Consider the following 20,418-nt stretch of genomic DNA (forward strand, 5'->3'; position numbering starts at 1 on the left):
GCCGAGCCGTCTGATCCGCCGCCACGGAGCGTGACGTCACGTCAGCAAGCCGAACCAGCGCACCGCTCAACTTCGAAGACCCGTCATCGCTTGTATCCCACTCGGGGGAGCCCAGCAACTCGAGGATCTGCTCCCGGTACTTCGCTCCCACTCTCCAGTGCGCCGTGAGCACCTGCACGGCGAGCGCCGAGACCTCGGGATCCTCGGGGTGGATCAGATACGTGGCGATCAGCGGCTCGTACGCCGGGCCGCCCGCACGGGCCACCGCGTACAGCCGCCAGTAGAGGTCCGGGCCAGCCCGGCACTCGGTGACGGCCTGGGCGATCTGCTTCACCTCCTGCGGCGGAATGGTGCCGTCCTTCGCCCGTGCGATCAGCCGCCGCAGGTATGCATCATGCGCCACTGCCATGCTCCACTCACTTGATTCTGGGGACGAACGGCTCGGAGAAGTCCAGCATTCTGCTGGCCCGCCCCAGGTCGGCGACGAGAAGGTCTCGCATGGCGCCACTCGTCCCAGGATGGGCCAGCTTCCTGTTGATGGCTGCGATTTGATCGAGTAGGCCGCCCTGGGCGTTGCGAACCTCGTCGACATATCCCCAGGGGACGCCGCTCGCCTTCCGCTCAACCACCCCTCCCTTCAATTCCCGTGCCGCCCCAGTGAGGTCCTTCATCGTCAAGTGCTCGGCACAATCGTCGATCTTGGCGGAGAACGGCGAGATGGGGATCTTGTTCGCGAGCTTGATCGCGTCGGCTATGTTGTCGAGCTGCTTGGGCAGCTTGGCCGCGTCTCCCGCGAGCGGAATGAAGCCGGCCGCTCCGGATGCAGCGGGGCTTCCTCGGCGTTCACCTGAGTCACCCGCGCACCGGCGGTCTCCAGGGCCTCGACGATCCGCTCGGCGGCCTCCGGGGAGAAGAGCCCCTTGGTCACGCTGAGGACGAATCCGGCCACGGGAGCACGGTCCACCTGCCGCAGCAGGATGAACGCCTCCCCCTCCGCCGGGGAGAAGGCGAAGCAGAACCACTCCGCGAAGTCGTCACAGACGGTCTCCGGCGCGCCCCAACGCTCCTCGAGTGCCGCACGCTCGACGTCGACCTGGGCGAGCCATCTGATGTCACGCGGGCTGACATCCTGTTCGCGGATCCGCTTCAGACCTGCTGGCTCCAGCTCCCGCAGATCCATGCCTACCTCACCTCCGTGATGATGATCGGGATGGGGGCCCATTCGTCGCCGTCCTTGACGAAGGAGATGACGCCAGCCTCCTTCCCAGCCTCCCACGCGGCCTGTCCCGGCAGACTGCGGCCGTAGGACTTGGGCTTCACGGTGGTGTAGAACTCCAGGCTTCCCGGCTTGGCGTCTTTCGGACTCGGACCACGCCACGCCTGAGCGGTGGCGTTGCTCCCCTGCCTCGGGGCCCGGCTCCACAGCTCGCCCGACTTGGCCATGCTCCGAGCGACTTCGGTCGGCTGGGTCTTCGCGTTGCCGAGCCGGTGGAACGGGCCGTACAGGGTCACCGGTCCCTTCGGCAGGCTCTTGCCTGCGGTGAGCATCTTGGTGCCGGCCGTGACGGTCGCGCCGCCGACCGTACAGACCCGTACCTGGAACAGGGTGGCGAACTCGCCGTGATCAAGGAACTCCTCGGCCACGCCCACATCGGCGTCACCGCCACCGTGTACGCCCACGTCCGAATCCGCCTCCAGCGCGACGCCATCAACACCGCGCTCAACGACCCGGCGATCATCGACACGGCCAGCTCCGACGGCGACGAACCGCCACCCTGTGCCGCCTTCGTACGCTGACGTTGCCGTCAACTACTGCCGTAAAAACCCACTGAAGGCCCACCAGGGACCGCTTGATGGGCCTTCAGATTTGCACTTCTGATGTCCAGAAACCGAGCGCTGCTACCTGAGCGTCACGTCTACGCCGAATTCTCTCAGAACGTCCAGAGCGGACGTCGCCAGCGAGGCGCCCATCCTTTCCTGCGCACCGGAAAAGTGTTCCCACACCAACTCAAACGGAGCACTAACGTTCCGGGACGACGCAAGGCAATCAGCAAGCCCGTCAAGAGTGGATCCAAAATATCCACCGGGACCATTAACCGCTTCACCAAGCGCGCAATAGAAGCTGCTTTCACCGACGATCTGCCTGCCATCGATTACGCAGATTTCTCCAACGCCATACCTCTTAGCCGCATGTCCTGTTTCGAACCAAGAGTTCTGAACCACATGGAGCCAGCTATCATGCGATTCGACGGGATACTCCACCCATTCCCCCTTTGTAAGGGGGCCCCCCGAAGCCCATCGACGCCAGATTGCTCCCGCTGCGACGTACGGGCAGGTATGGCCATAGAAGGTCGCAACAAAGCCACCCCGCCCGGGGCCTCCCTTACCCTCGAACGTAGAGCGCAGCCCCACCCGCCCGATGTAATACGACCCGATCGCCTTGCCGAGTGAGTTAACCACGCGCAGCTCCACGTCGGACAGGTCCTTGCCGAGGCGGACCGGTTCTCGCGCAGACCCGAAGATCAAGATGTCCTCTGACTGTGCGCGATCCGACTCCACAAAGAACCCGTTGATTTCATGCGCCGCGATGATGACTGTTCCGGACTCTTCTTCGACTAGGCGATAGAGCGGAATAACCGAACCGCTTTCACTCATCTCGCACCTTCCCACTATCGACCAGGCGAATTCTAGCGGGGAGTCCGGAGAAGCCTGACGGCGACCTCTCCGGACTCCCCATTGCATTCACTTCTACCTACCGCCACCCAGAGTCAGGGAAGTGAGGCGCACTGAAGGGCTTGATCGTATCGTAGTGGTCGTTCGTCCACCCCATCACTATCCGACCATTGGGCAGGGTCTTCACTAGAATACGAGCGCTGTCACCCTTAGATCCGGGAACTCGATACTCCAAGGAACCCGCCCACCACTTCTCGTGAGTCGCCCTGCCTTGGAATACCTTCTGCGCTCCCGTGGCAGGATCCGTCTGCGGCTGGCCTCTCCCGGCCCTGATTTCGTCATAGGCATTGACGAAGTGCCTCGACATCCCCTGCGGAAGCGGATCCGACAGCTTCCTGGTAGGAGCTACAGCCGCTGGCTTTCGAACGGGAACTCGCTGGTTATGCAAGAAGATTGCGGCAAGAGCACCGGGTACTTGGTAAGCGTCGCTCGTGGTGTCATAGCCGCCTTCTTCGGCGATCCAGTTGTCAAACTGGGCTCCGTAGTCGCAGCCAGGTGATCCTGGGCCTCCGTCTCCGCGGCAATCAGAATCGAAGATCCAGCCAGCGTATTCTGCCGTGTACGGCACGTTGCTGACCAAGCCGTAGAACGTTTCTCCGACGCCTGAGCAGACACCGGCCATGAAGCCCCAGGATCCGCACCCACCCTTCGTGGCAGGGGCCGGATCTGGGCCCTTTTTGAACACGACCTGCGCCGAGGTGCGGCCGCCGCTCCTGGTGACCGTGACGGTCATGGTGCTGCTTCCGGTACCGCCGCCCGGCTTCGTGTACGTCTGGGTGGACGTCTTCGTGTACGACCAGTCCCAGCCGTTCTTGGTCTTGGTCCAGGTTTCGGTGCCGCCGTTGCAGGAGCTCGAGGCACCGCCGCATGCCCCGTCAGGGCGGAGTCCGGTGGGATCGCTGAGTGTTACGGGGGTGTTGTTGGCGTAGGCGTAGCCGTTGAGGGACTCGTGGTCGTCGGGGGCGAGGATGGGGTCGACGGAGAGGAAACGCCCGAGCGTCGGGTCGTACTCGCGGGCGCCGATGTGGGTGAGTCCGGTGGTGGCGTCGGCGGGTTTGCCGAGGAAGCCCTTGTCGTCGGGCCAGGCCTGCGGTGTCGTGCCGCGGGATTCACCGAAGGGCTTGGTGTAGCGGCGGGTGATGGCCTGGGTGGTGGCGTCCACGGTCATTGAGGCAGTGCCGTGGTGGTCGTCGACCATCCAGGACAGGCCGGTCTCGGTGCGGACTGCGGTGGCGTCGCCGGCTGGGTAGTAGCGCTGGCCCGTGAACTTCTTGGCGGCCGTGTCGTAGTGGAGTTCCTGGCCGCCCAGGTAGAGGACGGTCTTGCCGGGGCCGCGGCGGATCAGGAGGTCGCCGTTGGCGTCGTAGAGGTAGTCGGTGGTCTTGGCGCCTTCGGTGAGGCGGACGAGTTCTCCTTCGATGTCCCAGGTGAGGCTCTGCGCGGTGCCGGTGGGGCCGTAGCGCTGGGTGGTGTTGCCCTGCTCGTCGTAGGTGTAGGTCTTGGCGGTGCCGCCGCCCACGGTGACGGAGGTCAGGGTGTGGGGCTGGCCGGCGCCGGAGGCGTTGACGGCGGGGTAGCCGTAGGCGGTCTTGGTGTCGCCGGTGGTCTTGTGTTCGGTCTGGGTGTCGCGCAGGCCGCCGGGCTTGTAGGTCCAGCTGGTCCAGTACGGGGCCGGGCCGCCGAGGGCGCTCGCCGAGCGGGCGGTGGCGCAGTTGTTGGAGGAGGGGGTCCAGGCTTCGGTCAGACGGCGGTAGCCGTCGTAGGCGAAGCACTGGGTGTCCTTGCCGCCTGCCTTGTCCGTGATCGACTTTACGTTGCCGGTGGCGTCGTAGGTGTAGTTGACGTCGCTGGTGTAGCCGGTGTTGGTCTGGTCGACGGTGTGGGTGTTGGCCAGCCGGCGGGTGCCGTCCTCGTAGCGGTTGAGGACCTGGAGGTGCTTGGCGCCGGTGGAGGTGCCCAGGCGGGTCTCCTCGATCTCGCCGTAGGGGGAGTAGCCGATGTTCTGGACGTAGTCGGTCATGCCGTCGGTGCCGGTGAGCATGCCAAGGCCGTTGTAGCTGTTGACTACGGTCTCGGCGGGCAGGCCGGCCACCGCAGGCATCGAGGTGGACTGGACGGTGCCGTCGATGTTGTAGGTGGTGGAGGTGGTGAAGGTCTGCGGCGCGCCAGCGGTGACCAGGGGGTCGGTGGCGGCGATGACGGTCTTGATGCCCTTGGGTCGGCCGAGATCGTCATAGCCGGTGACGACCTGGGAGTAGATCTTGCCGGTGGTGCCGCCGACGTATCGGATCGAGGCGGTCGGCAGCCCCTTGGCCAGGGAGTCGTAGGTGAACTTGGTCAGCTGGTGGGCGTTGTCCTGCACGCCGTCCCAGGTGCCGGTCGTGCGGCCGAGTTCGTCGTAGTCGGTGATCAGGGTGCGGGAGACGCCGTTGAGGGTCGAGGTGACGGTCAGGGGCTGGTCGAGGTCGTTGTAGGTGGTGGTGACGGTGCCCTTGTCGGGGTCGGTGGAGGTGGTTGTGCGGCCGCGCAGGTCGTAGCCGTACGTCCAGACCGCCCCGTCGGGACCGGTCATCTTCTTGAGCTGACCGCCGGGGGTGTACTCGTACAGGGTGCGGGTGTAGTCGCTGCCGGTCGGGACGGGGCCCCCGTACTCACGGCGTTCGATGAGCCGGCCGCGAGCATCGATGATGCTCAGGGTGCCGGTGCCGCCTGCGGCGGCGGTGACGGCGGTGCGGTCGCCCTGGTAGTCGGTCTTGGTGCGCCACTTCTCCTGGTCGTAGACCCGGAAGATCGATTGCGTGGCCCGGCCGGCGGCGTCGAAGACCGTCTCGGTGGAGGCGGGCACGGAACCGGGGAAGGTGTTTGCCAGGGCGCCCGAGGGGGCCTTGTTGTCGTGGACCTGCGCGTTGGTGATGTACGCCAGGCCACGGTCGTCGTAGAGGGTCTCGGAGATCACCCGGCCGCCGTTCGGCGCGGGGGCCTGCGTCTGGCGGGGCCGCAGCAGGCTGTCGAAGATCTCGTAGGAGCTGTTGTAGGTCTTCCCGTCGGACTTGAGGACGTCGGTGCGGACCCAAGTCTCCTTGTTGTTGTTGATGCTGTAGGTGTAGACGATGCTGGCGGCGTCGCCGAGTGCGCGGGAGCGGTCCGGCTTCCAGACCGACCGCAGGCGGCCGAGCGCGTCGAAGGACCACTCGGTGACGTTGTCGTTGGCGTCGGTGGTCTTGGTGGCCGTGCCCCAGGCCGGGTCCACCTCGGTGGTGGAGGTGTAGAGCTTGGGATCGGTGGTGGTCTTGGACGTCAGCGGACCGTAGCCGGTGTCGTCGGGGACATAAGTGGTCCTGACCGTGCGGTTGAGGGCGTTGGTCGCGGTGAGTGGGCGGCCCAGCTTGTCGTAGGTGGCGCCGGAGACCTGCTGGTAGACGGGCTTCTTGTCCACCGCGTTGTAGCTCGCGACCCGGTAGGAGGCGGTGATGTCACCCTTGGTGGGCGCCACGCCGACGGCCTGCTGGTCGTAGGCCGTGGTGATGTCGGAAAGGACGTCACCAGGGACCGACGGGGTGCTCGCGCAGGGGACGCTGTAGGTCTCGACGCGGGAGGCGAAGGAGACCAGCCAGGCCGAGGTGTTGCGGGCGTACGTGGTGCGCGTGCAGGTCTCGTCGCCGGTCTTGGCGGTGTCGCCGCTGTCCTCCACGGTGAGCGGCATGCCGTACGTGGTGTCGTAGGTGGTCTTCTGCTTGACCGTGCGGGTGCCGGTGGAGGTCTTGGTGCGGGTGGCGGTCTCACCGGCCTGGACGATCCAGGACTCGGTGGTGCCCCAGTTGTAGGTGTGGCTGCCGGTCTTGTGGGACCAGGGGGTGTTGATGGTGCCGCTGACTTCTTCGCTGCCGTTGTAGGCGATGGTCTCGCGGACGAAGCCGGCGTACTGGCGGGAGTCGTCGATGGCGGTGCCGGTGGAGTCGGTGACCTTCTCCACCCGGGGGGTGCCGTCGAGTTCCTTCTCGCCGTTCAGTCCGCGCATGTACAGGTTGGACCTCTTGCTGCGCGGGCCCTCGGAGTCGCCGGAGGTCTGGACGACCTTGCCGTAGCCGCGCCACTGCGACCAGGTGCGGTTGGACGCCTTGGTCAGGCCCTCGTCGTCGGCGTAGGCCCAGCCGGCGCCGCCCTGGTAGTCGTAGTACGTCTCGCCGGTGTCGCCGTGGCCGTAGGGGTCCTCCTGGAAGACGGAGGTGACGACGTACTTGTGGAACCAGTCGGTGACCGGGGTCGCCCCGGACTGCGACCACTTGACCGGGAAGCAGCGGCGGGTGTTCTTGTCGACGGCCGCCGGCATGCTGGTGCCCCAGATGCAGTCTGGGTTCGAGTAGTTGACGGTGACGGTCGAGCCGGTCTCGGACTTGATAGTGCGCACACGCCACTTGATGTAGCGCAGGGTGTCCGGGCCGCTGCCCTCGACGTGGTTGGGCATCTGGATGCCGCCGAAGACGACCGGCGGCATGGCGGCCGCGGTGGTGTTGGCCTTGCCGGTGTTCTGGATGGACTTCAGCCACAGGCTGGGCGAGGAGGCGTCACCGGTGTCGGGGAAGCTCTGTTCCAGGTGCCAGGTGTCCACGTCCCGGCGGGTGGTGCCGGTGCCGGTCCACACCGAGGTGGTGACGTCGGTGAGGCGCTTGCGGGTGAAGAAGGCCGGGCCGATCTGGGTGGTGCACTTGGTGCCGGAGGCGCAGATCATGTCGAAGGGCACGTCGGGCCAGTTGGCCTTGGTGTCCTTGGTCAGGCTGGTGCAGCCGCCCGAGACGACGCAGCGCTCGGCGTAGGCGAAGCGGACCTGCTGGGCGGCGGGCTTGGTGTAGATCAGGTCGCTGCGCAGGCCGTAGTCGATGCGGTCGAGGTAGCCGCCCCGGGTGTAGCCGGTGCCGTTGACCGTGGTGTCGGCGTTCTTGGAGTAGTAGTTCGTCTCCCGGCTGTACCAGTAGGCGGAGGCGTTGCCGTGGGTGTCCACGACGTAGTCCAGGTTCCAGCGCCAGGCCTGGGTGCAGGAGGAGTCGGCGAAGCCGGTGGACTTGTAGCAGGGCTCGCCGGAGTCGTCGCCGAAGACCGGCACGGTCCACACCGAGTTGGTGACCGGGTCGTCGGCGGCGGTGCCGTTGTCGCTCCAGCCGGGCAGGCGGTGCTTGCCGAAGAAGTACTGGGTGCCGGAGGAGTCCGTGACCTTCCAGTACTCGGTGTTGTCGTCGCCGTTGCCGGTGGCTCCGGTGAGGTGCTCGACGCGGCTGCCGTCCTCGTTCTTCACCTTCCACGAGCCGCCGGACGCCTGGGACAGGGCCGCGGTGTCGCAGGCGGCCTTGTCGGCGCAGGTGTTGACCAGTTCGACGGCCTTGCCGTTGAGGACCAGAGTGGCGTTGGCGTATTTCCAGCACAGGTCGCCCTTGCCGGACTGGCCGTCGTCCTTGCAGGAGGCGTACTTGCGCTCGATGTAGGACTCGGTGATCGAGAAGCCCTCGCCGACCACGGAGGTCTGGTTGTTCTCCCCGGCCGTGCGGCCGTCCACCGAGGCGGAGTTGTAGGAGATGGACAGGTTCGGGGACGGGCCGGCCGTCGCCGGGGGAACCCGCAGCGGGTAGTTCCAGGTGAAGTCACCCGTGCTGCCGCCAGCCTCCCAGGTCGCGGTCGGGGACAGCGGGGTGGCGCTGTAGTCGCTTCCTCCGCCCGAACTGTCGGCCGCCGCCGCCAGCAGCATCGGGGTGCCGGCGGCGAGGGTGCGGGCGGAGACCGTGCCCGTCAGGGTCTGGGACTCCGCGTCGTTGTCCGCGCCCGCCACGGGACTCTGGGTGCGGCAGGATGCCTTCTCCGGGGTGGTCAGCGCACAGGCCGGGAGCGTCACCAGGCGCAGGCGGGGGCCGAAGTTGCCGCCGTAGACGTCGTTGAAGGAGGAGTAGTCCAGGGAGATCCGGAGCTTGTCGGTGTCACCGGCGGGCTTTCCGGATGCGGCTCCCGCCGGGTCGACGGTGAGCAGGACGCCGTTGACGCCCGCCTTCTTCGCGGCCGACTGGGGGTGGACGCTGAGCGCCACTTCCTCGGCCGGACCGGTGGTCTTCGCCTGCGTCTTGCTCTTGGTCGACTTGGGTGCCGGGGCGGTGGGCTCCTGGGCCAGCTCCACGCCGAGCCCGCCGACGGTGACCAAGGCCCCGCCGGTCGCCGGGACTGCGGCGGTGGCCTTCCCGGGCTTCGGCCACGCGGCCTTCCTCAGCCGCTCACGGGTCTCGCGGGTGGCGGGGGCGGCCTTGTCCTTCGGGGCCTTGGACGTGCCGGGCTTGAGCACGCCCACCTTGTCGATCTTCGCTTCGGGCCGGTCCTCCAGCTGCTTGCGGGCCGCCGAGGACTGGGCCTGGGCGGCGAAGTCGTAGCCCGAGGGCACCACGACCTGCGGAAGGACGCAGAGCGAGACGACGAGCGCACCACGGCCGAGCCAGCGGCGTATGACCGCCCCCGACAGGCGTGGGCGGAAAGGTGTTAAAGACACAGTGAATTCCCAATTCTCGGATAGGGGAAGGCGGCGCCCGGGCGATGTCAGCGCCCGAGAACGCCAGGTCTCGACGGCGCGTCGGTGAAGGCGCGCGGGATGGTGCGAGCAGAACGCGGCGAACGCGGCAGGGCGGGACAGGACGAGCAGGCCGCCCTGTCCCGCCCCGCTGCTACTGCTGCTCGGTGTTGCGCCGGTTGGCGATCGTGTCGGTGGAGGTGGCTCCGGCCCAGACACGGACGCTGTCGATCGTCCCGGGGAAGTAGCGCGTGGCAGCGCCATTGATCTTCGCCCGGCCGATCTCGAACGCTCCGCCGCCCTGCCAGGGGGCCAAGTACGGCACGCCGTCCTCGTCGCCCATCCGGGCGCTGTCGACATGGAGCCTGAGCCCGCCGAGCTTGGAGGTGTCGTCGGGGTCGGCTGCTGCCTGGGCGTCGTAGACGACCGTCAGCATGACCGGAACGCCCAGCTTGGCCGTGGTGAATGCGGTGGACTCGCTCTTGGTCCAGACCGCCCCGGTGCCGTCCTTGTCAGGACGGCCGAACGTCCACCGCCCCTGGGTGCTGCCGGCCGACTGCTCGTACCAGACACCCCAGGAGGACTGGCTCGTCCCCGACTGGCCGAACACCTGCACCGCATATGACTTGCTGGTGTCGGCGAGCTTGGCCGGGTCCAGCGTCACCCAGGCGGTCGCGGTGAACGAACCGGAGTCGTCGACGACCGGCCCGGCGGCGGTGGCGTACGCGCTCGTGCCGTTCAGGGTCATCGTCTGCGTGGTGGTGACCTCTTCGCCGATCTCCGGGTCGCCGGTGGTGAACTGGGTGAGCGCGGCCCCGTTGAGGGTGAGGTTCCGGCCGAAACCGCTGGTGTCCTTGACCGTGGTGCCGGTCGCGTTGGCCATGTCCGTGGCGTCCCACTTGGCGACGAGCGCCGGGACCGGGTCGCCGGCAGTGCCGTCGCTGAGGTCCTCATCCTCCAGCCAGGCCTCGTGGGAGACCTCGGTGTCCGCGAGTGCGCGGGACCAGACCTTCACCTCGTCGATGGTTCCGGCGAAGTTCTCCTTGCCGGTCGCGGCGTGCCACAGCCGCCCGACCTGCAGGTTGCCGGACGCCTTCCACGGGGTGGCCGTGAACGGCACTGGATTGCCCTGCGGGACGCCGTTGACGTAGAGCTGGAGAGTCTGCGCCGCCGCGTTGTAGACGCCCGCCAGGTGGGTCCAGACGTTCAGGACCGGTGGTTTGGTGGCGATCGAGCGGGTGATCGCGGGGCTGGTGACGTCCGTCTGGTGGCGGTTGAAGATCCAGGCGTTGTAGGCGGTGGAGTAGTACAGCTGGAACCCGGAGGCGTTCGTTCCCGCCTGGGACAGGACGGTGTAGTTGACGTCCTTCTTCGTCAGACGGGCCCAGGCCGAGACGGTGAAGGACTTGGTGGTGTCCAGTACCGCGCCGGAGGTGGAGAGGTAGGCGCTCGTGCCGTTGAGTTTCGCCGCGGCGGAGCCGCTGCGGGCCAGGGTGTCCCAGGCGGCCCCCGAGGAGGTCAGCGGGTGCTGGGTGGCGGTGGTGGAGTCGGTGAGGGAGTTGTCCAGGTGCCAGATCCCCGAGGGCTTCTCTGCACCCTTCACCAGGAAGCTGTAGTAGCCGGTGAGCGAGCTGTGGCCGGCCGCGTCATAGCCCCAGACCTGGATGGTGTTCTCACCGGCCTGGTTTGGCGTGATCGTCTGGGTGGTGGCCGTGCCCTGGGCGACAGTGATCGGCGAGGAGACCGCGCCGCTGTTCAGCTTCCACTTGTAGCTGACGACATCCGACTGGATACCGGGCACGCTGGGGTTGGTGTCCGCGGGGGTGAAGGTGAACTTGCCCGGCGTGCCCACCCCACCCGCGGCCGGGTCGGTCTCGGCCGGCTTGTAGAGGCCGTCCGTACTGGTGATCACCGGAGGCGGCGGCGAATCGGTGTCGACCCGGAAGTAGCACCAGGACGACCAGGCCGAGTCCAGGACACCGGTGGCGCCCCGGTCCGTCTTGTAGTACGCCTGCGTCTTGACGCGCATGCGGTAGTCCGTCTGCGCCGGCAGCTTGCTGGTGGACGCGGTGCGCGCGGCGTTGTCGGCCACCCAGGCGCCGTCCGGCGAGGCCGCGTACCAGGCGCGGCTGGAACCGTCGGCCTTCCACACCTCGAACAAGGCGCGCAGTTGGGCCTTGGAGCCGTCGACCGACTGCACCGTGGCCAGCATCTTCGGCGTGGTGTCGCTGGTGGCGAAGGGCGTCGTGGAAGCGTTGCAGGCCCGCCCGGTGGTGCCCTGCTGAACGCCGTACGCGGTCGGCTTGTCCGGGTAGGAGACGTAGGTCACCGACAGCTTCGCGTCGTTGCGGAACCGCGCCCAGGAGGCCGCGTTGGACTCGTCGTGCGCGGTCAGCGAGAAGGTGATCTGCGACTCCTTGTTCGCGGCGTAGGAGGCGAGGGTCGGCGTCAGGTTCTCGTTCGTCTCCTCCAGGTTGTCACTGAACCGCACCCAGTTCGCCGGCTGCGACGGGCTGCACAGGGTGCCCCGCCCGTAGGCCACCTTCCGGTCGCCCATCAGGTCCACCCCGGTGGGGCGGGTCGACCAGGTGGTGCTGGAGGAGATGCCCTTGTCCACACGGTGCAGGTCGTACCAGTGCGGATCGCAGGTGAACGTCCACACCTGGTACACCTCGAACGTCGCGTCCAGGACCTTCTTGCCGTGAATCGACGACAGCGGGTACTCGAAGTACATGCGCTGGGTGTACGGGCTGCTGGAGCAGAGGTAGCCGGCGTAGTTGGAGCAGCGTCCCACGCCCTTGTCCCCGTCGAACTCCCAGTACTTGGTGCCGTTGGAGGCCAGGGCCGTCCAGTCGCCCCGCGTGATGCCCTTGGTCGGCGGGTCGATGTAGAGCGGGAAGACGGTTTCCTTGCCGTGGAGCAGGGCCGGATCGGGCGTGATCTCCAGGCTGGTGCCGGTGACCTTGAGCGGGAGCTTGGCCGCCGCGTCACCGCTGCCGGGGCCCTCCGAAGGGGACGGCTCGCCCCCGGCGGCGGGCAGCGGGGCCGCCTCCGTCGTCTCCGGTTCGCCCTCGGCCTCCGCCTCTGCTGATGAAGCAGTGCGGGCGGATTGCGTGGTGACGGTGGAGGTAGTGGTGACAGTGGCCGGGGTGTCACCGGCCGAGTCCCACATCCGCCCCGCCGGGCTTTCGAAGACCGGGGTGCCGTCGCCGTCGCGCGCGACGAAACCGCCGTCGGCCGTCGGGGCGATGTCCAGGCCGCCGCCGGAGACGGTCATCCTGATCGTCTCGAGCGCCGGGTTCTTCGCCGCTTCCGCGGTCTTGACCACGAGCACCGAGGTGTAGCCGGAGCTCAGCGCGGTCAGTTTCAGATCGACGTCCGGGAGGATTCCGGCGTAGGTGGCGGTGCTGCCGTCGAGCCGGGGCTCGGGGAGCGTGGTGGGCCAGCCGAGCTGCAGCTCGTGCCCCTTGTCCTCCAGCGTGACCAGTCCGTTGCCGCTGCCGCCGCCCGAGAAGGTGACACCGACCGCCGTGCCCTTCGCCCGCACGGAGCCGTCGGCTTCGCGCACGAGGGTGGTGTCGATGGGGGCCCAGGTACCGTCACCCCGTCGGGCGCGGACCGGAGCCGCGTTCATCTCCTGCGTAAAGGTGCCGTCCGGGTTGGCGAAGACCTCGGACGACTCGGTAGTCGCCCCGTCCACGGCCACCCGCTCACCGGTCTCCGCCGCGAGAGTACTCGCCCTGGCCTCCGGAGTCCTGTCGGCCGCCACCGAGGTTGCCGCGTCATCGGCGATTGCCGGAGTCGCCCCTGCCCCGACCGCCGGAACCGCTCCCCCCAGGAGCGTGACGGCTAACGCCCCGCTTCGCACCGCCTGACGCCAGCCGCGCCGCCGTTCTCGTGTAAACACGCCCCACCCGTCTCTTAATTTTTCATGAGAAGAAGCAGTGAAGATCATGCGGGGATCGAACAGTCTGGTCAATAGTGCTGTGCATCACATCCAACTCTTCCAGCCTGCTGGTAGCGCGTGCTGGTTGGGTTGGTGGTCGTTGGTGAAGAAACTTCTGTTACTGACGTTGTAGGTGTGGTGTCGTCAGGGTGGGTCCGGTACCGGGTCGGAGGGCGCGCATCAGGCGGGCGGGGTCGGTGAAGGCGGTGTTGGCCTGGCAGCGCCTTGGATGCGTGGGTGCTCAACCGGCCCCACACCACGATGAGCGGGCCTTGAGCAGTTGGTGGGCGCGTCGAGCAGACGGATGTAGTCCGTCTCGCTCAGCGAGCGGCGCTCGTCCTTGCGGCCGATGTGTCGGCGCAGCCGGCATGGGGGCTGACGTAACGCTTCGAAGGCCTGTACGTGCGTCAGGTGTCCAACTCACCGCGCTTCACGGCGGTCACGAACGAGGCCCAGCCATCAGCCGCGAACGTGAGCACAGGGCCGTGCGGATGCTTGCTGTCACGCACCGGGACGGCGGTTACAAAGTCGTCGGACACCTCAAGGCACGCACCGCCGTCCGGATTGCTGTAACTGCTCTTGCGCCACGTCACGGCACTCAACTCAGTGGGTCGCACGGTGCTTCCTCCAACATGCGCAGGATGTATTTTCGCGACTCGGCGGGGGACAGAGCCTTGTCGCGCACTACATCGTAGGCACGCTGCAAGCGTTCAACACGCGTGTTTTCCTCGACAAGTTCGCCCCAGTGAGCGTTCTCTGCGTAGGCCACGGGACGGCCGTCCGCAAGGCGCAGGAACCACACATCAGTAGCCACCAGCCCGTGCACTCCAGCGCGCTGCGGAAGCACTTGGACCGTTACGTTCTCGCGCTCTGCCGTCTCAAGCAGGTAAGCCAGTTGGGCTCGCCACTCCCCCTCGTCCTCCAACGGCGTGCACAGCACAGCCTCGGCGAGAATCGTCCGGAACGGCGGCGCATCCTCTCCCTTCAGCAGCTCCTGTCGCCCCATCCGAGCCTTGACCTGCTGCTCCAGTTCGGCCCCTTTGATGCCGCCCGCGGCCAGAACCTCCCGGGCGTACCCCGGCGTCTGCAACAACCCCGGCAGCACACTCACCGCGAAGTGCCACAGGCTGACCGCTTCCGCCTCCAGCGCCATGTACCGCCGGTAGCGCTCACGGAACTGCGTATGATCCCCGGCCGCCAGCTCCCACAACGCCAGCAACAACCCCGGCGTCCCGTAGTACTGATCAAGTGCCTGGACGACCTCGGGACCGCCCAGCGTCTCCCCCTTCTCCATCTTCCCGAACAACGACCAGTCCCACCCCAGCCGCTCCCCGAGCTGCCGCAGGCTCTCGCCTTTGCCGGCGCGCAGTTGCCGTAACTCCTCGGCGAACCGCCGGCGCGGCTCCTGGCTGCGGCCCGTGACGAGGCGTCGCTGCGGCAAGGTGACTCCTCTCCGGCGCCTCCTGGTCGTCGTCGACCGTCCAGGAAGCCCTTCGTGCCCGTACTCACACACGCACAGTGCCCTCGCTCCCACTGCGACCTCCGTGGAAGTTGTGGCACGTGTGCCCGCGGGCGGGGAACGGTACCGCGTCGACGGCACGCCCCAGCCCATTCCGGCGGCATTCTCGTAATGCACCGACTACACACGGTAATTCACCGGATGTCAGCACGGTGCCCGAATCGCAAATCCGAATCCCCGTCTCGCTGGAAGGACGCCCCATGCCGCACCAGAACCCGCTCCCCAAGCGCGCCAAGCCCCGCACTCCCGCGCCCAAGCTCCAAGAAGCCCTTGCCGCCCGTGACGCCCTCGCCGCCGCCCTCACCAGCGCTGGTATCCAGCTCCCCGCGATGGACGTCCGCACGCCCTGGGGCGACTTCGTCCCCGACGACGGGGAGCAGCCCGCATACGACGACATCGGCGTCCCTACCAGCGCCCGGCACGCCCTCGTCCACCTCGGCGTCTGCTCGGCCCCCGTCGCCCTGGCCCTCGCCGCCGTCATCGCGAAGGGTGTCGCCCGATGACCACCCCCGGGCCCGAGCCCGCCGGTCCCCGTCCCGCCCCTCCACCCGGCACCACCGTCCGCGACACCATCCGTGACCGCATCGGCGTCATCATGGGACACGAGGGCCCCCACCTCCAGCTCCGCCCCCTCTCCGGCGGCCGGGAATGGGACGCCGCCCCCGACCACGTCCAGCCGCTCACCCCGGCGGAACTGCTCCGTGCCCGCGTGGCCGAGACGAACGCGCGCAGTCGGCAGGAGTTGGACACTGCGAGGCGCCCCGGAGCAGGAAAGTCTCCAGTGAACGACACGTTCCCCGGACTGGAGTAACACCATGTACTACATGGAGATCACCGCGCGTGAGTTCAACCAGAACGCCTCGAAGATCCTCGCGGCCGCAGAACGCGGCGAGGTGATCACCGTGACCAAGAACGGGCGCCCGGTGGCCATACTGTCGCCGGTCGACAGCAAGACCGTGGCCCCGTACCCGACCGACCCCATGGGCGAGGACGAGTCCGCTCCCGTACTGCACAGCGGCAACCGTGAGGACGGACGCCGAGGACGAGGGCGCGGCCGTTGACGTACAGATGGGCACCGCGTCCGGGCGTCCGCTGGCGCCGCGCGTCAGCGGGATGACAGCGGGATGCCAGCGGAAGGCGTGCCGAACGGTGAGCGGGGGCCGCTGGAATGGTGCCGTACCCCACACGGCGGAGGCTGCCGGCCACGGCGGTCCGCCCCGACTCATCGGGAGGCACCATGAGCAAGGACCTGAGCACCCTCGCGGACGAGATCCTCGAGCTCGAGGCCGAGACCTTCGAGATCTCCGACTACTCGGACGCCAGCGAGGTCGTGCTGGCCGGCTGCACCAGCACCAGCTCCACCTCGACCTCCAGCTCCACCTGCAGCACCACCTCCTGCTCCGCCTGATCCCAGGTTCGTTGCAGTAGCGCCCGGTTGGCGTCCCCTCTCCTCAAGAGGCGGGCGCGAACCGGGCTTTTGCCATGCTCCCGGACCGGCCGCACCGGCGCCCGGCGGCGCGGAATACCGGCCGGACTGCTGCCAGTAACTCCACTGTTCCAGTGGGTAGTTGACTATTCGTCAGCGGTTGAATCCTGCTCCTCGAACATTTCACAACCCCCTCTTGACCCACGTTCTACGCCGGTAGACACTCACCACTGGCACATGACCAAGTGACCAAAAGTTTTCGTACAGAACGACTTCACACGTGCTCCGTCCTGCCCGCATCAGACCAAAGGGGAGGACCAGGGTCCTGTGTGAGCCACCGCTCCCGGCAGGGGCAGCCGTGGCGGCAGGACACTGCTTCCCGGAAGGTGCCGTGGTGAGCCGGTCCGGCAGGTGTCTGCCAGTCGACGGGGGAACTCAGTGCGTTTTCAGTTGCTCGGACCACTCAGCATCACCGACGGGCGTGACGTGGTCGTCCTTCCGCCGGCCAAGCCGACGTCGCTGCTGGCGGCGCTGTTGGTCCGCCCCGGCGAGGTGGTCCCGACGGATCGTCTCCGGCAGGCCGTCTGGGGGGAGGAGCAGCCGGCGACGGCGAAGGCGGCCCTGCAGAGTTGCGTCCTGCGGCTGCGCCGCCTCTTCGCGAAGTACGACATAGAGGAGCAGTCGGTGGTCGCGGTCGCCGGGGGCTACCGTCTCCCGGCCGACGCCGACACCCTGGACCTGCTGCATTTCCGCCACCTGATGTCCGAGGCGGCCGGGGCCGGAGAGTCCGAACTCCCCTTGCTGCGCACCGCACTCGGCCTGTGGCAGGGACCGCTTCTCGCCAACGTCCCCTCCGAACTCCTGCACCGCGACGAGGTGCCCCGGCTGGTCGAGGAGCGCCTGCGCGTGCTGGAACGTATCTGCGAGATCCAGCTGGCCCGGGGACGATGTCGAGAGGTCCTGGTGGACCTCTGGGAGGCCACCCGGGCCCACCCCCAGCACGAAGGGCTCGCCGCCCAGTTGATGCGGGCGCTCTACCGCGCGGGACGGCAGATCGAGGCGCTGGCCGAATACCGGAGGATCAAGGCGCACCTCCGGGACGAACTCGGCGTCGACCCGGGCGCGGAGCTGCAGAGCCTGGAACTGGCCATCCTGCGCGGCGACGAACCCCGTGGCCCGGCCCCCGAGGCCACGTCGATCGTGCTGACGCCGCACGCAGCACCCGCGGCATCCGTGGCACCCGCGGCACCCATGGCATCCGCGGCGGGCGACGCCGTGGCCGCCGACGATCCCGCGGTACGGCACGGGCGTACCGCTGCGGCCGGATCCGTCCCGTCCGACGGCGGCCTCCCGCCTCCGGGTCCGGCCCGACCGCCAGGGCCGGACCACCCGCCAAGACCCCGGCTGCCCCTCGTCCCCGGCTTCACCGGGCGCACCCGCGAGACCGCCGACCTGGTGAGCCACCTGAGAGGCGACGGCCGGAGGGAGGGGCGGGTGGACGGCGCCCCGGTGATCGCGGTGGTCTCCGGAGGCCCCGGCATGGGCAAGACCGCGCTGGCCCTGCACGCCGCGCGGCTGGTGGCGGACCGGTACCCCGCGGGCGGCGTGCTGCTGCCGCTGACCGGGCCCGACGGTACGCCACGACCCGCCGCCGAGGCGGCCGCCGAACTGCGCTCCCTGCTCCCCTCCGGCGCGTCCCCCGGATCGTGCCTGGTGATACTCGACGACGTCGTGCACCCGGACCAGGTACGCGGGCTGCTCGACGTGACCGGCTGCGGCGCCGTCGTCGTCGTCACCAGCCGTATGAACCTGGCCGCCCTGGTCGCCACGCACGGCCCGGCGGTGCTGCAGCTGGGCGCCCTGTCGCCGCAGGAGTCCCACACGCTCCTCACCTCCGTCCTGGGCCATGAGCGGGTGGCGGCCGAGGTCACGGCCGCACGAACCCTCACGGACCTGTGCGGGCACGTCCCGCTGGCCCTGCGGATCGTCGCGGCCCGGCTGCTGACCCGGCCGAAGCTGCGCCTGGCGGACTACGCCGCGTGGCTGCGGCGGGACCTGCCCACCCGGCTGGCGCTGCCCGACGACCCCCGGATGTCCGTGCCCCTGGCCCTCGACGGGGCCCTGGGCCGGCTGCCCGCCCCGCTGGCCGACGCGCACCTGCGCCTGGCGCGGCTGAACGGGCGGATCACCGCACCGGACGCGGCCGCCGCCCTCCGTGTCCCCGAGACACACGCCGAGGAGCTGCTCGAACGGCTCCTGGACACCGGGCTCCTCGACGAGGATCAGCCGGGGACCCTCCGTATGAACGCCCTGTTCCGCGCCCACGCGCTGCACCGGGCCGCCCGGAGCGGCGACTTCCCGCCGCAGGCCGTCGTCGCCACGGCTCGGCACGCGCTTCCGTCCGGAGCCGGCTGACGACCCCGGCGCCGCCGCGCGGAACACGGTCCTGCCCGGCCGGCGCACGCCACGAACACCCTCGCCCTTTCCCTGTTCAGACCCAAGCGGCCCACAGGCCTCGACCCGGAGGTGCGACCCCCTCATGCCCACGACGCCGTACGAGGAGACCGCTGACACCCGGCCCAGGGTGCGTCGCGACGTGCTGTTCACCGAGACGCCGGGCGGCGTGATCTTCCACAACGCCGACGGTGGTTTCCAGCTCAGTTCCCCGTCCGCCTACCGGTTCGCCACCCTCCTCGTCCCGCACCTGGACGGGAGCCGGACCGTGGCGGAGATCTGCTCGGGCTTCAAGGACCCGCAGAAGGCGATGGTGGGCGGCCTGGTCAAGGCGCTCTACGCGCGCGGATTCGCCCGGCCCGTGCCGGACCCCGCCGAGCAGAGACCGGGTGCGTCCGTGGAGCCGGCGGTCGCCGACCGCTTCGGGCAGCAGATCGCGTACATCGACCACTACGCCGACGACGCCGGGAGCAGGTTCGCCGCGTTCCGCTCCACCCGCGTCGCCGTGCTCGGTGACGGCCCGGTCGCCCGCTGGTGCGCACTCTCCCTGATCCGCAACGGCTGCGCCTCCGTCGGCGTGGAGGCCGCTCTGGCCGAAGCCGAAGACCCCACCACCGCCGCGGAGTTCGGCGCGCTCCGGGCCGAGGCGGCGGAGCTCACCGCTCAGGGCAGCCCGGCCGAGGTGGCGGTGCTGCCCGGCGCCGGGTCCGGCGCGGCGGGCGGCTGGGACCCGTACGAGGGGTACGACGTGGTGGTCGCCGCCTGTGGCCGTGACGCGTTCCGGACCTCGATCGCCCTGCTCGGCCAGGGCGTTCCGGAGGGCCGTTTCCTGCTCCCCGCCTGGACCTTCGGCAACCGGGCGGTGGTCGGACCGGTCGGCGCCCCGGACTGCGACGGCTGCCCGGCCTGCGCGGCGCTGCGGCTCGGCGCGACGGGGGACGCGGCGGTCGCGGCCGACCTCTGGAGCGGCCTGGCCCTGGGGGGCGCCCCGGGGAACTCTGCCGGTCCCCGTCCGCGCGGCCCGCTCGCCGCGATGCTCGGCAACCTGCTCGGCTACGAGGTGTTCCGGCTGGTCACCAAGGCGCTGCCGGCCGAGACCCGGGGACAGGTGCTGCTGCAGGACATGGCCTCCTTCGACGTGCTGGCGGAGCGGCTGCTGCCCCATCCGCGCTGCCCGTTCTGCCGGCCCGGGCCCGCCGCCCCCGAGCCCGTCGACCTGACCGCGGCCCCCGAGCGGCCCGCCTTCCAGCCGGTCGTCGCCGCCGCCCCGGACGACGGCGCGACCGAAGGGCCGCTCGCCGAGCTCGACCGCCGCTCGCTCGCACTCCGGCCGTCCGTCGGGGTCTTCACCCGGTACGCGGACGAGCCGGTCACCCAGACCCCGCTGAAGGTCGGCGCCGTGGAGGTCGGCCTGGGCGCGGCCGGGACCCGGACCGTCGTCGCGTTCGACGTCCAGCACACCGCGGGCGCCCGCCTGCGGGCCCTCGACGCCGCCGCCGAGGTCTACGCCGAGCACGTGGTGCCCGCCGTCCCCGCCCCGGACGACGTCTCCCGCGCGGACCGGCCGGACGCGCTGCCGAGGGTGGCCCCGGACGCGCTGACCACGGCCACCGGCGCCGGGGGTGATCCGGTCGTCTCCTGGGCCCTGGCCACGTCCCTGCTGACCAAGGAACAGGCCCTGGTTCCGGCCGGCGCCGTGCGGCCCTTCGGGGCGGACAACCAGGACCGCCGGTTCGAGCCGTCCCGTGCCGGGGCCGGCGCGGGCGGCGGCCTGCCGGAGGCCGCGGCGGCCGGCCTGCTGT

Annotated in this window: 16 protein-coding genes; 7 read left to right on the top strand and 9 right to left on the bottom strand. The window is 69.0% G+C overall.

Features of this window, described 5'->3' with window-relative positions:
• The 4 genes from DEP02_RS32570 to DEP02_RS32580 all read right to left on the bottom strand — a co-directional run.
• Positions 1–409: hypothetical protein (locus DEP02_RS32570; RefSeq protein WP_157977595.1), on the bottom strand; the 409-nt coding region annotated here is incomplete at its 3' end.
• Positions 410–416: 7 nt separating this feature from the next.
• Positions 417–803, bottom strand: coding sequence for a polymorphic toxin type 28 domain-containing protein (locus DEP02_RS35210; RefSeq protein WP_232839383.1), 387 nt, complete (start codon positions 801–803; stop codon positions 417–419).
• Positions 752–1,180: a hypothetical protein gene (locus tag DEP02_RS35215; protein WP_232839385.1), complete on the bottom strand. Its 429-nt coding sequence runs from the start codon at positions 1,178–1,180 to the stop codon at positions 752–754. The genes DEP02_RS35210 and DEP02_RS35215 overlap by 52 nt, the downstream gene beginning before the upstream one ends.
• 2 nt (positions 1,181–1,182) lie before the next feature.
• Positions 1,183–1,644 (bottom strand): hypothetical protein, encoded by a 462-nt coding sequence (locus DEP02_RS32580; protein WP_157977596.1) that lies wholly within the window; start codon positions 1,642–1,644, stop codon positions 1,183–1,185.
• On the opposite strand from DEP02_RS32580, the gene DEP02_RS34230 reads away from it, so the two are divergent.
• Positions 1,621–1,797 carry a hypothetical protein gene (locus DEP02_RS34230; RefSeq protein WP_198668702.1) on the top strand — a complete coding sequence of 59 codons (177 nt, stop codon included), beginning with the start codon at positions 1,621–1,623 and terminating at the stop codon, positions 1,795–1,797. The genes DEP02_RS32580 and DEP02_RS34230 overlap by 24 nt on opposite strands.
• Before the next feature lie 102 nt (positions 1,798–1,899).
• Here the strand turns inward: DEP02_RS34230 and DEP02_RS32585 are convergent, their stop codons facing one another.
• From DEP02_RS32585 to DEP02_RS32605, 5 genes are all read right to left on the bottom strand, one after another.
• Positions 1,900–2,655 (bottom strand): barstar family protein, encoded by a 756-nt coding sequence (locus DEP02_RS32585; RefSeq protein WP_157977597.1) that lies wholly within the window; start codon positions 2,653–2,655, stop codon positions 1,900–1,902.
• A gap of 97 nt (positions 2,656–2,752) precedes the next feature.
• Positions 2,753–9,211, bottom strand: a complete 6,459-nt coding sequence (locus DEP02_RS32590; protein WP_438947818.1) for an RHS repeat domain-containing protein — start codon at positions 9,209–9,211, stop codon at positions 2,753–2,755.
• Between the two features lie 214 nt (positions 9,212–9,425).
• Positions 9,426–12,977 (bottom strand): LamG-like jellyroll fold domain-containing protein, encoded by a 3,552-nt coding sequence (locus DEP02_RS32595; protein ID WP_112471275.1) that lies wholly within the window; start codon positions 12,975–12,977, stop codon positions 9,426–9,428.
• Positions 12,978–13,624: 647 nt separating this feature from the next.
• Positions 13,625–13,834 (bottom strand): DUF397 domain-containing protein, encoded by a 210-nt coding sequence (locus tag DEP02_RS32600; protein ID WP_112471276.1) that lies wholly within the window; start codon positions 13,832–13,834, stop codon positions 13,625–13,627.
• A complete protein-coding gene (locus tag DEP02_RS32605) occupies positions 13,816–14,658 on the bottom strand; it encodes a helix-turn-helix domain-containing protein (RefSeq protein WP_112471277.1) in 843 nt (280 codons plus the stop codon). Before DEP02_RS32605 ends, DEP02_RS32600 begins: the two co-directional genes overlap by 19 nt.
• 278 nt (positions 14,659–14,936) lie before the next feature.
• Here DEP02_RS32605 and DEP02_RS32610 point away from each other — a divergent pair, with 278 nt between their 5' ends.
• The 6 genes from DEP02_RS32610 to DEP02_RS32635 all read left to right on the top strand — a co-directional run.
• Positions 14,937–15,239, top strand: coding sequence for a hypothetical protein (locus DEP02_RS32610; protein ID WP_112471278.1), 303 nt, complete (start codon positions 14,937–14,939; stop codon positions 15,237–15,239).
• Entirely contained in the window at positions 15,236–15,547 is a 312-nt protein-coding gene (locus DEP02_RS35220; RefSeq protein WP_112471279.1) for a hypothetical protein, read from the top strand. The genes DEP02_RS32610 and DEP02_RS35220 overlap by 4 nt, the downstream gene beginning before the upstream one ends.
• Before the next feature lie 13 nt (positions 15,548–15,560).
• Positions 15,561–15,797, top strand: coding sequence for a type II toxin-antitoxin system Phd/YefM family antitoxin (locus DEP02_RS32620; protein WP_112471282.1), 237 nt, complete (start codon positions 15,561–15,563; stop codon positions 15,795–15,797).
• Positions 15,798–15,973: 176 nt separating this feature from the next.
• Positions 15,974–16,144: a thiazolylpeptide-type bacteriocin gene (locus DEP02_RS32625; protein WP_112471283.1), complete on the top strand. Its 171-nt coding sequence runs from the start codon at positions 15,974–15,976 to the stop codon at positions 16,142–16,144.
• Between the two features lie 456 nt (positions 16,145–16,600).
• Positions 16,601–18,577, top strand: coding sequence for an AfsR/SARP family transcriptional regulator (locus DEP02_RS32630; protein WP_112471280.1), 1,977 nt, complete (start codon positions 16,601–16,603; stop codon positions 18,575–18,577).
• 124 nt (positions 18,578–18,701) lie between these two features.
• Positions 18,702–20,418: TOMM precursor leader peptide-binding protein (locus DEP02_RS32635; RefSeq protein ID WP_112471281.1), on the top strand; the 1,717-nt coding region annotated here is incomplete at its 3' end.

It is taken from the genome of Streptomyces triticisoli (assembly GCF_003270085.1).
Classification (GTDB): Bacteria; Actinomycetota; Actinomycetes; order Streptomycetales; family Streptomycetaceae; genus Streptomyces; species Streptomyces triticisoli.

Bases quoted from the DNA above. Each gene is read 5' to 3' on its own strand.
- DEP02_RS35215 (WP_232839385.1), bottom strand. From the start codon at position 1,180: ATGGATCTGCGGGAGCTGGAGCCAGCAGGTCTGAAGCGGATCCGCGAA.
- DEP02_RS32585 (WP_157977597.1), bottom strand. From the start codon at position 2,655: ATGAGTGAAAGCGGTTCGGTTATTCCGCTCTATCGCCTAGTCGAAGAA.
- DEP02_RS32610 (WP_112471278.1), top strand. From the start codon at position 14,937: ATGCCGCACCAGAACCCGCTCCCCAAGCGCGCCAAGCCCCGCACTCCC.
- DEP02_RS35220 (WP_112471279.1), top strand. From the start codon at position 15,236: ATGACCACCCCCGGGCCCGAGCCCGCCGGTCCCCGTCCCGCCCCTCCA.
- DEP02_RS32620 (WP_112471282.1), top strand. From the start codon at position 15,561: ATGGAGATCACCGCGCGTGAGTTCAACCAGAACGCCTCGAAGATCCTC.
- DEP02_RS32625 (WP_112471283.1), top strand. From the start codon at position 15,974: ATGAGCAAGGACCTGAGCACCCTCGCGGACGAGATCCTCGAGCTCGAG.